This is a genomic window from Vreelandella xerophytica, assembly GCF_968048975.1.
Genome location: NZ_OZ309106.1, coordinates 2231499 through 2246244 on the forward strand (window position 1 = coordinate 2231499; position 14746 = coordinate 2246244).

13 protein-coding genes are annotated in these 14746 nt (G+C 58.9%); 8 read left to right on the plus strand and 5 right to left on the minus strand.

Annotated features, from left to right (window positions below; translation table 11 throughout):
- Window positions 1-2 precede the first annotated feature (2 nt).
- From kduD to ACWF8S_RS10645, 3 genes are read left to right on the plus strand one after another with little or no spacing between them, the layout of a single operon-like run.
- The gene (gene kduD / locus ACWF8S_RS10635; RefSeq protein ID WP_447553292.1) at window positions 3-755 is read left to right on the plus strand and encodes a 2-dehydro-3-deoxy-D-gluconate 5-dehydrogenase KduD; all 753 of its coding nucleotides are present in this window, start codon (window positions 3-5) and stop codon (window positions 753-755) included.
- Between the two features lie 12 nt (window positions 756-767).
- Window positions 768-1598, plus strand: coding sequence for an IclR family transcriptional regulator (locus tag ACWF8S_RS10640; protein WP_447553293.1), 831 nt, complete (start codon window positions 768-770; stop codon window positions 1596-1598).
- A 38-nt stretch (window positions 1599-1636) separates the two neighbouring features.
- Window positions 1637-2299: an HAD-IA family hydrolase gene (locus ACWF8S_RS10645; RefSeq protein WP_447553294.1), complete on the plus strand. Its 663-nt coding sequence runs from the start codon at window positions 1637-1639 to the stop codon at window positions 2297-2299.
- Here the strand turns inward: ACWF8S_RS10645 and uxuA are convergent.
- From uxuA to uxaC, 3 genes are read right to left on the minus strand one after another with little or no spacing between them, the layout of a single operon-like run.
- Window positions 2296-3471: a mannonate dehydratase gene (gene uxuA / locus ACWF8S_RS10650; RefSeq protein ID WP_447553295.1), complete on the minus strand. Its 1176-nt coding sequence runs from the start codon at window positions 3469-3471 to the stop codon at window positions 2296-2298. The two genes, ACWF8S_RS10645 and uxuA, sit on opposite strands and share 4 nt — an antisense overlap.
- A 28-nt stretch (window positions 3472-3499) precedes the next feature.
- A complete protein-coding gene (locus tag ACWF8S_RS10655) occupies window positions 3500-4963 on the minus strand; it encodes a mannitol dehydrogenase family protein (RefSeq protein ID WP_447553296.1) in 1464 nt (487 codons plus the stop codon).
- Between the two features lie 30 nt (window positions 4964-4993).
- Entirely contained in the window at window positions 4994-6403 is a 1410-nt protein-coding gene (gene uxaC / locus ACWF8S_RS10660; RefSeq protein ID WP_447553297.1) for a glucuronate isomerase, read from the minus strand.
- Between the two features lie 340 nt (window positions 6404-6743).
- Between uxaC and ACWF8S_RS10665 the strand changes: the two genes are divergently transcribed.
- From ACWF8S_RS10665 to ACWF8S_RS10685, 5 genes are all read left to right on the plus strand, one after another.
- Entirely contained in the window at window positions 6744-7685 is a 942-nt protein-coding gene (locus ACWF8S_RS10665; protein ID WP_447556584.1) for a TRAP transporter substrate-binding protein, read from the plus strand.
- 4 nt (window positions 7686-7689) lie between these two features.
- Window positions 7690-8190: a TRAP transporter small permease gene (locus tag ACWF8S_RS10670; protein ID WP_447553298.1), complete on the plus strand. Its 501-nt coding sequence runs from the start codon at window positions 7690-7692 to the stop codon at window positions 8188-8190.
- 22 nt (window positions 8191-8212) lie between these two features.
- The gene (locus ACWF8S_RS10675) at window positions 8213-9511 is read left to right on the plus strand and encodes a TRAP transporter large permease (protein ID WP_447553299.1); all 1299 of its coding nucleotides are present in this window, start codon (window positions 8213-8215) and stop codon (window positions 9509-9511) included.
- Between the two features lie 15 nt (window positions 9512-9526).
- Window positions 9527-11926 (plus strand): TIM-barrel domain-containing protein, encoded by a 2400-nt coding sequence (locus ACWF8S_RS10680; RefSeq protein ID WP_447553300.1) that lies wholly within the window; start codon window positions 9527-9529, stop codon window positions 11924-11926.
- 180 nt (window positions 11927-12106) lie between these two features.
- Entirely contained in the window at window positions 12107-12865 is a 759-nt protein-coding gene (locus tag ACWF8S_RS10685) for a GntR family transcriptional regulator (protein WP_447553301.1), read from the plus strand.
- A gap of 55 nt (window positions 12866-12920) precedes the next feature.
- Here ACWF8S_RS10685 and ACWF8S_RS10690 read toward each other — a convergent pair whose 3' ends face one another.
- Window positions 12921-14210, minus strand: coding sequence for a TRAP transporter large permease (locus tag ACWF8S_RS10690; protein WP_447553302.1), 1290 nt, complete (start codon window positions 14208-14210; stop codon window positions 12921-12923).
- The gene (locus ACWF8S_RS10695) at window positions 14207-14701 is read right to left on the minus strand and encodes a TRAP transporter small permease (RefSeq protein ID WP_447553303.1); all 495 of its coding nucleotides are present in this window, start codon (window positions 14699-14701) and stop codon (window positions 14207-14209) included. Before ACWF8S_RS10695 ends, ACWF8S_RS10690 begins: the two co-directional genes overlap by 4 nt.
- Window positions 14702-14746 lie beyond the last annotated feature (45 nt).

Genomic DNA, 14746 nt, shown 5'->3' on the forward strand with positions numbered 1-14746 from the left:
ACATGAACCCTTTTTCTCTTGAAGGCCGCACCGCCATGGTCACCGGCTGCAACAAGGGCCTGGGGCAAGGCATCGCCATCGCCCTGGCCCAGGCGGGGGCCGATATCGTCGGCGTGAACCGAAGCGCGGCCACCGAGACCGCTCAACGTGTCACCTCTCTCGGGCGGCGATTTTATGAAGTGACCGCCGAGCTGGGTCGAGATCGCGCCGAACCCATCGTCGCAAAGGCGCTCGCCCAGGCCGGCCAGATCGACATTCTCGTCAACAACGCCGGCACGATACGCCGCGCCGACGCGCTGGACTTTACCGAGCAGGACTGGGACGAGGTAATCGACGTCAACCTGAAGTCGGTCTTCTTTTTAAGTCAGCGCATCGCACAGCACATGCAGGAACGCAAAACCGGCGGCAAGATCGTCAACATTGCCTCGCTGCTCTCGTTCCAGGGGGGCATCCGGGTTCCCTCTTACACAGCCAGCAAGAGCGGTCTTCTGGGCCTGACGCGCCTGCTTGCCAACGAGTGGGCTGCCCTGGGCATCAACGTCAACGCCATCGCGCCGGGCTACATGGCAACCGACAATACCCAGGCCCTGCGTGATGACCCCAAGCGCCATGACGAGATTCTCGCTCGCATCCCCGCCGGACGCTGGGGCTCGCCGGAAGACCTGGCCGGCGCTGTGATATTCTTGTGCTCCGATGCGGCAAGCTACGTACACGGCCATACCCTGGCGGTGGACGGTGGCTGGCTTGCCCGCTGACGATCTCACACGATGACAGGCGCCAGCCGACTGGATGACGATGAAGGAAGCGGTATGAAGGACAAGGCGGAAACGAACTATCACGCCCCCGCACTGGAAAAAGGGCTGGATATCCTGGAGCTACTTGCCCAGTCGTCCCAACCGTTGAGTACACAGGCGATTGCCGAACAGATCGGACGCAAGACCAACGAGATGTACCGCATGCTCATGGTGCTGCGCGATCGCGGTTATGTCGGCATGGACGAGAGCGGCAGTCGCTACCAGCTATCGCTCAAGTTGTTCGAGATGGCGCATCGTTTTCCGCCGACCAAGCGCCTGGTGCAGGCCGCCATACCGCGCATGGAAGCGCTTTGCCATGAAATCTCGCAATCCTGCCACCTGAGCGTTCTGCGCCCGGGGCATCTGCTGGTCGTCGCTCAGTACGAGAACCCCGACAAGATGGGATTCAGCCTGCGCCTGGGCGCCAAGATCGATATCTGGGGGTCCGGCTCCGGCGCGGTGATGCTCAGTTTTCTGGACGAGGCGCGACGCGAACGCATGTTCAAGGCAAGCGGCGCTACCGCGGAGGAGGCCGAGCGCACCCGGGCGCTTTTTGCCACCATTCGCCACCAGGGCTACTTCGTGGGCCCGAGCCCCCAGGTACAGGGGCTGACCAACATCAGCTTCCCGGTATTCGGCGTTCACGAGTCGATCGAGGCAGTCATCACCATCCCCTACCTGACCCTGATTCCCGAGGCCATGCACCGCGACGTGCCGGACATCGACCACTGTCGAGCGCTGTTGGGGGAACTGGCGGCGGCGCTCTCGGCGGACATCGGCGGCGCGGCAGGCATCGCTTCCTGATAGGATGGGGCGTTTCCCTGCTCTTGATCGAGGCTCCCATGACCGAACCCCTGTGTTTACTCTTCGACTGTGACGGTACGCTGGTCGACAGTGAAATCCTGCTGGCGGGTGTGATGGGCGAGCTGTTGCCGCTATTCGGCCTGCCCTTCTCGGCACAGCAGTACATGGAAGAGTTTCGAGGAATTCGCTTCTACACCATCGTTCAGATGCTTGAAAAGCGCCACGGCGTCCTGGTGGAGGAGCACTACGATGCGCTGGAGACGCAGATGCGTACGCGGATGGAGACGCGCATGCGGGCCGAGTTGATGCCGATTCCGGGCATGCCGGAGGCGTTGGAGATGCTCGCTGCCTACCCCAAGGCCGTCGTATCCAATGGACCGGAGCGCAAGATTCGCTGCGCCCTGGAGAGTACCCGCCTTGGCAATCATTTCGGCGACCGCCTGTTCAGTGCCTATACGCTCAACGTGTGGAAGCCCGACCCGGCGCTCTATCTCCAGGCCGCCCTGGCCATGGGGGTGCCTGCCAGGCGCTGCGTGGTCATCGACGACGCGTCGGTGGGCGTCGAGGCGGGTCTGGCGGCGGGCATGCACGTGGTCCATATCAACCACTTCCCCAACGAGGAGAGCACGCCCGAAGGCGCGCTCTCGATTCATCAGGCCAAGGAATTGCCCGACCTCATCGCCCGCTTGGACACGCTTTAGCCGATCAACTGGCGCACCGCAATTTCCACGCCCCGCAGCTCGGCCAAGCCCCTGAGCCGCCCGTACAGCGGGTAGCCGGGAGCAGTGGCGCGGGCCTGGTCGTCCAGCAATTGATGACCGTGGTCCGGGCGCAGCGGCAGACGCGCGCCCCCTTCGTTTTCGCGGCGGCGCTCCTCCTCTACCAGCGCCTGAATGACACCGACCATATCCACATCACCGGCCAGGTGCGGGGCTTCGTGGAAAGAACGCGAATCCGCTTCGCGCCTTGTGGCGCGCAGGTGGATAAAGTGAATGTACGCAGCAAAATGGCGCGCCATGGCAACCAGGTCGTTATCCTCACGAACGCCGTAGGAGCCCGTGCAGAACGTCAGGCCATTGGCGGGGCTTGGCACGCAGTCCACCACCCACTGGGCATCTTCACGGGTCGAGACCACGCGGGGCAGCCCGAGCAGCGGACGAGGCGGGTCATCCGGGTGAATCGCCATGCGGATGCCCACCTCTTCTGCTACCGGGATGACGGCGCGCAGGAAATAGCTCAGGTGTTCGCGCAGTTTGGCCGCATCGATGTCGGCGTACTCTGCCAGCGCACCACGAAACTGCTCCAGCGTATAGTGCTCTTCGGCCCCCGGCAGCCCGGCAATCAGCGTCGTGACGAGCTTGTCACGGGCGCTCTGGTCAAGCGTTTCCAGGTAGCGCTGCGCCTCGCGCTTGTCCGCTTCGCTGTAGTCGGCCTCGGCCCTTGGCCGTTGCAGGATATAGAGATCGAACGCGGCAAACGCGGTTTGATCAAAACGCAACGCCAGCGCGCCATCCGGGAGCGCATGGGCCAGATCGGTACGTGTCCAGTCGAGAATCGGCATGAAGTTGTAGCACACGGTATCGATGCCGCAGGCCGCCAGGTTACGCAGGGTCTGGCAGTAGGTCGCGATGAGCTCATCACGCGCGGGCAGGCCCTTCTTCACGGCCTCGGGTACCGGCACACTTTCGACTACCGACCACGAAAGCCCTGCCGCCTCACACATCGCCTTGCGTTCGCTGATCGCTTCGACGGACCAGACCTGATCGTTGGGAATCTGGTGTAGCGCGGTGACGACGCCGGTCGCACCGGTCTGGCGAATCTCGCTGAGTTGGATCGGGTCCTGCGGCCCGAACCAGCGCCAGGTATGTTCCATGCTGTGTCCTTCTATCAAGCGCGTTATGTTATGCCTTCTCGAGGCGAGCCAGAGCCCCTTCGACGCCGTGTTCGGTCAGCGTGCGGTAGGCTTCAAGTACCTGGCGCTTGAACTCGTCGTGCCGGGCGACGGCCCGCGGAATCACGGCGTCAAGCTCGAAAAATCCGTCGATCAGTCCGGCATCATCGCTGGCGTGGCGCTCATTGAGTGCGGCAAGCTCTTTGGCCATCGGGTCGTCAACGTTGAAGCTTTTTCCGGCAAGCGTGGTGCCTGCGGTATAGCGAATCCAGGCGGCCAGGCCCAGCGCGACACAGGCTGTGCCACGTCCCGCCGCCAGATTGGCCTCGGCCACCTGCAGCCAGCGTTGGGGCAGCTTCTGGCTGCCGTCCATGGCGATCTGCTGCAGGCGGTGGCGCAGGCTGTCGTTGGCAAAGCGGGTCAGCAGCGACTGTGCATAGGCGTCAAGGTCGATCTCTTTGGGCATCGCAAGCGTCGGGGCGGCCTCTTCGCTCATGTAGCGACGCAGCAGCGCTTTGAACGCCTCCACCTGAACAGCATCATAAACGGTTTCGATATCGGCCAGCGCCCCGACATACGCCAGAAGCGAATGACTGCCGTTGAGCATGCGAAGCTTCATGGTCTCGAACGGCGCGACATCCGCAACCATGGTCACGTCTTCTTCTTCCCAGGCGGGACGCCCTGAGGGAAAGTGATCCTCGACGACCCATTGGGAGAAGGCCTCGCACACCACGGCGTTATGGTCATCGATGCCTAACGCCTTGAGCGCTTCGAAGTCCTGCTCGGTCATGGCCGGCACGATGCGATCGACCATGCTGCAGGGAAACGCCACGTTGTCGGCAATCCAATCGGCCAGTGCCGCGTCGTGCACGCGGGCAAGCTGCACCACCGCCTGACGGGTACGCTGGCCGTTATCCGGCATGTTGTCGCAGGAGAGCACGGTGAAAGGTGCCGTGCCTGCCGCCCTGCGCCGTTTCAGAGCTGCGACCAGAATCCCGGGAGCGGTGCGCGGGGCATCGGGGGCGGCGGTATCCGCCTGAATCATCGGATCGTCTTTCAAGAGCTCGCCGCTGGCGGGGTTGAGAAAATAGCCTTTCTCGGTGACGGTCAGCGTCACGATGCGCGTATCAGAGGCGCTCAAGCGCGCCAGCAACGCTTCCAGGTCGCGTCCCCACTGTCCATCGGCAGATTGTCCCGAGAACAGGGTTTCCTCGATGGCGCCCACTTCGCGAAGGGTCACGGTCTCGCTATCCTGGTACTCGGCGACGTGGTAGTGAAAGTTCGCCTTGCCAAGCGCGTCCACTAAATCGACGCTGCGGCGCAGATTCGCCGCACTCACGCCCCACTGCGTATCCCCCGTGCGTTGACGGTAGCGCTCGAGATACACCGCCTGATGGGCGCGATGAAAGGCGCCCAGCCCCAGGTGGACGACGCCGATCTGGCCGGCTGCTTGACTCGCCTTGATGGTTTGCATGTTCAATGCGTTGTTCTCCCCAACCAATTCTTAAACGTCGATATCGAAATAGCGCCGTGCGTTATGGAAGCTGATATCGTTGACCAATTCGCCCAGCCAGGCTTCATCGTCGGGGAGTTGCCCCTCTTCGACCCAACGGCCCAACATGCGGCACAGAAGACGGCGGAAGTATTCGTGACGGGTATAGGAGAGAAAGCTGCGTGAATCCGTCAGCATGCCCACAAAGCGGCTAAGAAGCCCCAACTGGGACAGCTGCGTCATCTGCCGCTCCATGCCATCAAGCTGGTCGTTGAACCACCAGCCCGAGCCGAACTGTACCTTCCCCGGGATGCCACCGCCCTGGAAGTTGCCGGCGGTCGTGGCCAGCACTTCATTGAAGATGGGATTGACGCAGTAAAGGATGGTGCGCGGCAGGCGATCATCTTGATCCAGGGCGTTCAGAAGCTGGTTGAGCGGCGCAGCCATAGGCCGGTCGTCCATGGAATCGAAGCCGGCATTCGCACCTGCTTCACGCAACCCGCGAGTGCTGTTGTCGCGCAACGGCCCCATATGGTACTGCTGCGCCCAGTCGCGACGGTGGTATTCGCGCCCCAGAAAGAGCAGCACCGCCGTCATGAACTGCGCCTGCTCCTTTTCATCGGGAAGCGTGCCATCCAAACGGCGCTTGAGTATGGCGTTCAATTCGGCCTCGGTTGCCGGGGCGAACGCAACGCGCTCAAGACCGTGGTCGGCAATTCTGCAGCCATGCTCGGCAAAGTCATCCATGCGTTTTTCCAGCGCGCTGTAGAGCGAGCTGATATCGCGTATTTCGACCTCCGCTGCACGCCCCAGCGTTTCGAGATACGCCGGATAGTCATCGGCGCCCGGCTTGAAGGCGCGGTCAGGCCGAAAACTTGGCAGCACCTTGACATCAAAGCTCGAGTCAGCGGCAATCTGCGCATGATGGGTCAGGTCGTCGGCCGGGTCATCCGTGGTGCCTACCATGCGAACGTTCATCTGCTGCAAGATACCGCGAGCGGAAAATTCCGGCCTGGCCAGCAGCGCATTGCCCTGCTCCCAGATGGCATCGGCCGTCGAGGGTGAAAGCAGCTTGTCGGTGATCCCGAAGGGACGTCTGAGTTCAAGATGAGTCCAGTGATAAAGCGGGTTCCCCAGCGTATAGGGAACGGTGGCTGCCCAGGCCTTGAACTTTTCGTGGTCGCTGGCACTGCCGGTGCAATAACGCTCGTCCACGCCGTTCCAGCGCATGGCGCGCCACTTGTAATGATCGCCTTTCAGCCATATCTCGGTCAGGTTCTCGAAGCGGTGGTTCTGGGCTATCTCCTGCGCAGGCAAATGGCAATGGTAATCAAAGATGGGCTGTGTACTTGCGTAGCCATGATACAGACGCTTTGCCATCTCGCTATCGAGAAGGAAATCCTCACCGAGGAATACTGCCATGAAAGCCTCCTTAAATCGTTGCGTCCTGAAATAAGCGTTACGTCTTGGAACAAGTGTTGCGTCCTGCGGCAGAAAACAGCGCCAGCTGCCCACTTGAATTGGTTAGACCAAAGAGTCAGCCCGCACGCCTTGATTGTCAACCTTCCCCCCCTTTCTCTGAGACCAAAGGCTTATTTAACAAACAGATTGGTTAGTCCAATTTAGCAACCAGTTTTTCTTGGCCCGATGACCACAACGTACAAGCATGATTTCAGGCAGGCTTTTCAGGAGATGGAGCAATATGCATAAAGGCGTTATTTCAGTCTTGTCGGGCGCTCTATTCGCGCTCTCGGGCTGCTCGATGCCCTCGGAGGTTTCGTCGGACGTTACTCTTTTGAGGCTCGCTCACAACATGAGCGAAACCCACCCCGTTCACCAGTCGCTTGCGTATTTTGCCGAGCGGGTGCGTGAAAAAAGCGGCGGGGAGCTTGTGTTCCAGCTCTACCCCAACGGCCAGTTAGGCTCCGAGCGGGAGGTCATCGAGCTGGTTCAGACCGGCGCCGTGGACGTTACAAAAGTGAGCGCCACCGCGCTCGAGAGCTTTTCTAACGTCTACTCGCTGTTCAGCGTCCCTTATCTCTTTGCCGACCCTGAGCATTACTACCGCGTCATGGATAGCGAAATAGCGACTGATATCTACCAGCAGACTTCGGATAACGGCTTCTTCGGGCTGACCTACTACGACTCGGGCGTTCGTAACGTCTACACCATCGATACACCGATACGCACCCCGGCGGACATGCGGGGGCTGAAACTGCGGGTTCAGCCCAGCCAGACCGCGCTCGAGATGATTCGCCTGATGGGCGGCGCGCCCACGCCCATGGCCTACGGTGAAGTGTATACGGCGCTGCAGCAGGGGGTCATCGACGGCACCGAGAACAACGAGACGGCGTTGACCTCCTCCAACCATGGCGAAGTGGCCAAGGAGTACTCCTATACCGCCCACGCCATCGTGCCCGACCTTCTGATCTTCAGCCAGCACCGCTGGCAAAGCTTCACGCCACAGCAGCAGACATGGCTACGAGAAGCGGCGATCGAATCCACCGAGTTCCACAAGGAAGTCTGGGCCAGAGAAATCGAGCAGGCGGTAACGAAAGCCCAGGAGATGGGCGTCAACTTCAACCACGACGTGGATGTGGAGGCCTTTCGTGAATCCGTCGCGCCCATGCATGAAAGAGTGGCGAAAAACCCGCTTCTGGCGCCTCTCTACGAGCGCATACAAGAACTGAACACGGAGTCCTGAGGCCATGGTAAACACGATCAATCGCTGGCTGTGCAGCGCCATCATAGCCCTTACCTCGACCATGCTGGCCATCATGGTGCTGGTCGCCCTGTGGCAGGTGATAAGCCGCTACGTGCTCAACGCCCCCAGTACGTTTTCCCAGGAGTTTCTGCGCTATTCGCTGATCTGGATCACGATGATCGGTGGCGCGCTCGCCTTTCATACCAAAAAGCACATTGCAGTCGAGATGGTAACCAACCGGTTCTCTCCAGGCCTGCAAAACGCGGTTCGCCATGTCGTGCTGGCGCTGCTGATCCTGTTCTCGGCGCTGGTCATGATCTACGGGGGAGTCTGGCTCGTATCGCTCACCATGTCCCAGCAGACCGTCTCGCTCGGCATCCCCATGGGTTACATCTACCTCTCGCTGCCCATATCGGGAGTGCTGATTCTCTGGTTCTGCATCGTGGAGCTGGTCAACGGCAGCCCTGAAGCCGCCGACGATTTCGACCAGACCCTGGACGTTTAATACACAATAAGGCATTCACGCCATGACGATCATTGCAGGTTTCAGTCTACTCATTTCTTTCTTTGTCTTTCTTTTCATAGGCGTGCCGATCGCCATCAGCATGGCCGGCGCCGCCATCGTGACGATGCTGCTGATCGCTCCGTTCGATGTCGCGGTATTTACCTCGGCGCAGAAGATGGTGACCGGTATCGATAGCTTTACGCTGCTTGCCGTTCCCTTCTTCCTGCTGACTGGCATCATCATGAACCAGGGCGGTATCGCCTTGCGTCTGGTCAACGTGGCCAAACTCTTTACAGGGCGCCTGCCCGGCTCGCTGGCACACACCAACATCGTCGGCAACATGTTGTTTGGCTCGCTTGCGGGGTCATCGGTGGCCTCGGCGGCGGCGATCGGTAAAGTCATGCACCCGTTGCAGGAAAAGGAAGGTTACGATCGCAAGTTCTCGGCGGCGGTCAACATTGCCTCAGCACCTACGGGGTTGATCATTCCGCCAACCGGGCTTTTCATCATCTATTCTCTGGTCAGCGGCGGCACCTCGGTTGCCGCACTGTTTCTGGCAGGCTATATCCCGGGCATCCTCTGGGGGATGGCCACCATGGCGGTGGCGTTTATCATCGCCAAGCAAAAAGGCTATACCACCCCGCACAAAGTATCACTGCGTGCTGCCGCAAAAGTACTGTGGGACGCCATACCCAGCCTGTTTCTTATCATCATCATCATCGGCGGTATCATCGGCGGCATATTTACGGCTACCGAAGCATCGGCGGTGGCCGTGCTGTATGCGTTACTGCTCTCGTTTGCCTATCGAAGCCTGTCGATCAAGCAGTTGCCGGGCATCCTCAAGGAAACGGCCGAGCTGACCGTCGTCATCATGTTTCTTATCGGCACCTCCGCCATGCTGGCACTGGTCATGGCGTTCACCGGTATTCCGGCGGCCATCAGCGCCGGTATTCTGGCGCTTACCGACAACCCCATCCTGATTCTCATCCTGATCAATGTCATCTTGCTGTTGATCGGTACGTTCATGGATGTCACCCCGGCTATCCTGATCTTTACCCCCATCTTCTTGCCGGTGGTATCGGAATTCGGCATGAGCCCCGTGCACTTTGGTGTCGTGCTCATCGTCAACCTGTGTATCGGAAATATCACCCCGCCCGGCGGAAGCGCTTTGTACGTAGGCAGCACGGTCGGCAAGGTCAGGATGGAAGAAGTGATCAAACCCCTTCTGCCGTTTTATGCAGCGGTCATCGCGGTGCTCATGCTGATAACATTGATGCCGATCTTCAGCGAATGGCTGCCGCGTCTGGCCGGCTTAATGTAATAAGGATTGACCTGGATGAATATTCAAGAGCGCTATCGCTTTCACCTGGCGAAGACCCAGCAAAACCACCTCACCTTTGTATCAAGGGATGAAGACGTGAAAGCCCACTTCTTCATCCTCGAGGAAGGTATATGCCGCGTGCTTTTTGAAAAGCGTGAAGGGCTTGAGGTCGACAAGACCTGGAGTATCGCGCCAGGTCAGGACGACCTTCCCCATCACGGCCGGGATCGGTTGAGTACCGAGCACTTCAGTTTGCCCGAGTACACCCTTTTCGAGGATGAACAGAGCGTTACGATCCAGACCCGGCAGTTGAAGGCCGTTATCCAAAAGGAGGGGTTTCGGATCAGTTGGCATCATGCCACGCACGGCCAGTGGCAGATGTTTGCCCAGGACAGGCCAACCCAGGCATATAGCTTCAAGGGCGAGCTGGGCCACGAGATCAAGCACTACCTGAAACGCGACATCCAGGAGCAGTATTTCGGACTGGGCGAGCGTACCGGCCAGCTCGATCATCACCATCGCCGCTATCGTAATATCACGATCGACGCGATGGGCTATGATGCCGAGCACTCGGACCCGCTTTACAAGCACATCCCTTTCTATATTACCCGCAAGCCGGATCAGGCATTCGCCTACGGGCTCTTCTACGACAATCTGGCACCCGGCTATTTCGACATGGGTCGCGAGCTGGATAACTACCACGGCCTGTACCGTTATTTCGAGGCCGAATCCGGTGACCTGGATTACTACATGATTGCCGGCCCCAAGGTTCGCGATGTAGTAACCGCCTACACCTGGATGACCGGTAACACGGCCTTGCCGCCCAAATGGAGCATCGGTTACTCAGGCTCGACCATGAGCTATACCGATGCGCCCAATGCTCAGGAGCGAGTGTGGGAGTTTATCGAGCAGTGTGAAAGACACGATATTCTCTGCGATTCGTTTCAGCTTTCGTCTGGCTATACGTCCATCGACAACAAGCGCTACGTCTTCAACTGGAACGAAGAGAAGTTTCCCGACGCGAGAAAATTGTCGGCCGACTTCAAGCGCAAGGGCATTCGTCTGGCTGCCAATATCAAACCGGCGCTTCTGACCGATCACCCCCAGTACGACAAACTGGCATCGCGAGGATACTTTCTGAAGGATGCCAATGGCGAAACCGCGCTTGCGCAGTTCTGGGACGGCGGCGGTGCACACATCGATTTCACGCACGAGGGCGCCTTTGGCTGGTGGAAGGACGAAGTGACCCGTCAGTTGCTCGAATATGGCATCGAAACCACCTGGAACGATAACAACGAGTACGAGATCTGGAGTAAGGACACTCAGGCCGACGGCTTCGGCGCCCGTCTGCCCTTCACGCGTATTCGCGCGCTCTTTCCGCTATTGATGATGAAGGCCTCCTTCGAGGCGCAAACGGAGTACGCCCCGCAAAAACGTCCTTTTCTCATTTCGCGCTCGGGGGCGCCGGGCATGCATCGTTACGTGCAGACCTGGACCGGCGACAACCGTACCGAGTGGAAAACCATCAGGTTCAATAACAAGACCGGCATTGGCTTGAGCCTTTCCGGCGTTTACAACTTCGGCCACGATGTGGGCGGCTTTGCCGGCCCCAAACCCGATCAAGAGCTGTTCATCCGCTGGGTACAAAATGGCATCTTCCATCCGCGTTTTACCATCCATTCCTGGAATGAAGACGCCACGGTCAACGAGCCGTGGATGTATGAAGACGCTGTCGCGCCCATTCGTGAACTCATCAAGCTGCGCTCTCGCCTTACGCCCTACTGGTATAGCGCCTTCCATGAGGCCCACGTCCACCATGAGCCTATTCTCAAGCCCACCTTCCTTGACTTCGAAGACGACGTGAACACGTGGCAGGAGAACGACGACTTCCTCGTAGGCGATGCCTTCCTGGTGGCAAGTGTCGTCGAGCCTGGCGTGTCCACCCGCGATGTGTACGCCCCGAAGCACCCGGGCGGATGGTTTGATTTTTATACCGGCAGCTTCATTGCCGGCGGAACGAAAGCGACGCTTGACGCGCCGTTTCATCAGACGCCCTTGCTGGTGAAAGCGGGCTCCATCATTCCTACCAACGAAGCGCCTCGTACCTTCGCCACCAAGGATGACGACCAGCGCGGCTTCTTGCTGTTTCCGCCGCAGGAACCAGGCATCACGTCTCATTACACCCTCTTTGAAGACGATGGTGAAACGAGCCAGTGGCGCGCCGCTCACGCCTTGGTCGAGCTCAAGATGCACACCAGCGAAGAGGCAATCCACGTCACGACGAACATCGTTTCCAACGGCTATCGTCTGCCCTACGAAAAAGCGATCTTCATGCTGGCCTCCCAGGATCCCCGCACGCTGTATATCAATGGCGAAGCGGCGCCCGCTGCACAGAAGGTAACCGCTTCGCTATAAACGCGCCGGGATGCCCAATAGAGATTCGGTCCAGGTGGACAAGCATTCATGAAAAAGGAAGCGAGGAAGGAACCTCGCTTCCCGTGCCGCCTTTGAAGGCATATCGGCAGGCATGAGCGCTACTTGCCTCTGGGGACTGCGCCCTGAACCTGACACTCCATTCAGCTCTGGAACCCTAAAATGCAACTGCCTACTCCCCAACGCCTTTATCAGAAAACGGGCTTGCAGCTGAAAGAGCGCATCCTGTCTGGCCGTTACGGTAAAGGCGAACGTCTTCCCGCCGAGCGCGATATCGCCGAGGAACTTGGTGTTAGTCGCACGGTAGTACGCGAGGCGCTGATCATGCTGGAGCTTCAAGGCCTGGTGGAGGTGCGCAAGGGGTCAGGCATTTATGTGCTGCCCCCTCCTGAAGAGCCTTTGCAGAGTAAAGCCGAGGGCGAGGAGGACGCACTCAGTGCGGGTCCTTTCGAGATGCTTCAGGCCCGCCAGCTCATCGAGAGCCAGATTGCCGCCTTTGCCGCTACGCTGATCACCAAAAGCGACATTCTGGAACTGATGGAAATCAGTAAACAGGCTCGGGGCGAGGACCGCTATCAGGACTCCGAGTGGGACAAGCGCTTTCACCTGCAGATTGCCAAGTCGACCCAGAACGCCGTTCTGGTCTATCTGGTCGAAAAGCTCTGGTACCAACGCGACAAGAACCTTCTGTGGCAAAAGCTTCATGACCGGATCGACAACCGCCGCTCGCTGGATAGCTGGTGCGATGATCATGACGTCATCTTGAAGGCCTTGATCCGGCGTGATGCCGACGGCGCCCAGCAGGCCATGTGGCAGCATCTCGAAAACACCAAGGAGATGCTCTTCAAGGCCAGCACGCTGGAGGAAGAAGATGAACTCGACTACTACCTGTTTGCCGACAAGCGGATGCTGAAAGGATAGCGCCAGGCGATTGCCCGGCGCACTCCACCTCACTGCGCTATATTTTTCATCATTCTCAGCCAAGCAGTATATTGGGCAGAAACAGAACGATATCCGGGATGAATATGATGCTGGCAACGACCACGAACACGGCCAATACATAAGGCAGCAGCTCACGGCTGTAGTCGTAGAAAGAGCAGCGCAGGATACCGCAAACGGTATACATCGAGATGCCCACTGGCGGCGTCATGCCGCCAAAAGTCACCAGCGTCATCATCAGAAGCCCGAAGTGAACCGGGTCCACACCCGCTGCCTTGATGACAGGCACCAGAATGGGCGTAAGCAGCATCACAACGACGGTTGCTTCCAGCAGCATGCCCATGAACACAAGCAGCAGCGCCAGCACGAACAATAACGTCGTCTGATTGGTGAACACCCCCAGGGTCAGTTCAGCGATCGTCTGGGGCACCCGCTCGAAGGAAACGACGTAACCGATGATACCCGCAAACATGATGATCAGCATGACCATCCCGATGTCTCTTACGCTTGCACGCATGGCATTGAGCAGCTCTTCAACGCCCATTTCGCGATGAATCACACAGCCGATGAAGAGCGCGTAAGCCACGGCAAAAGCGCCCGCTTCCGACGGGGTGAATAGCCCGTAGCGAATACCCACCAATAGCCAGACGGGAAACAGGATGGCCCAGATGCTTTCACGCAGCGCCTTCAGGATCTCCCTGCCCGTAGGCAGGTGGGCCCTTACCGGCTGGTAGCCGCGTCGTTTGGCCATGATATAGGTGGTCACCATGAACGCGACCATCAACAAAAAGCCCGGCACCAACCCAGCGATGAACAGGCGCCCAATGGAGACCTCGCCCAGATAGCCATACAGGATCAGCCCGATACTCGGCGGAATCGTCGCCGTGATGAGCCCGCCTATCGAAAGCACTGCCCCTGAAAAGCCCGGTGAGTACCCACCCTTGATCATGCTTTTACCCAGAACGCGAGACTGCATGGCGGCATCCGCCACCGCAGAGCCCGAGACACCGCCCATGAGGGTGCTCAACACGATGCTTGCCTGGGCCAACCCCCCGCTCATCCACCCTGCCAGAAGAGTGGAAAGATGAACCAGACGCGGCGTTATACCGCTGGCATTCATCAAATGCCCGATAAAGATGAATAACGGAACCGCCAGCAGCGGGAACGACTGAGTGGACGACACCACCCGTTGTACCGCGATACTCGTCGGCAAGAACGTATCCGGCAACAGAAAGTAGGAGACCCCGGCAATCCCGATTGCAAACGCCACCGGCATGCCTATTGCCATGAGCAGCAGTCCAAAACCCAGCAATAATGCGGCCGTCATAATGTTTCCTCTACTGCGGTCTCATCGTCTGCATCCAGGCTTTTGATAATTCCTGTCGCTTTTATACGACGCAATAACGTCATGATCATGAGCACCGCGCCAACGGGCAGAGCCAGGGTGATATAGCCATAGCTGAGCCCGGCAACCCCCATGGGTCTTTGCCAGTTGGAAGTGGCCAGAGCGAAGCCATACCAGGCAAGCAGTAAAAGAAACAGCAGCATCATGGTCAGACACACACTGGTAATGAGTAATTGCAGTTTGACGGGCAGGCGAACGATCAGCGCATCGATTCTCACCTGCCCACCGTGACGCAGTGTGATATCCGCGCCCAATACCGCGGTCCAGATGAACAGAAACTGGGCAAGCTCAGCCCCTCCGGCGAAAGGCTGGCCCACGGCCCTTGCCGTCGAGCTCACCAACATCGTAAGCGACGTGCCTCCCAGAAGCGCAATGGCCAGCCACTCTTCGCCCTTATCGTACCAGTGCCACATAAGTATCCTTCCCGTGAAGGGGCATAGCGATAAACCGAATCCCGC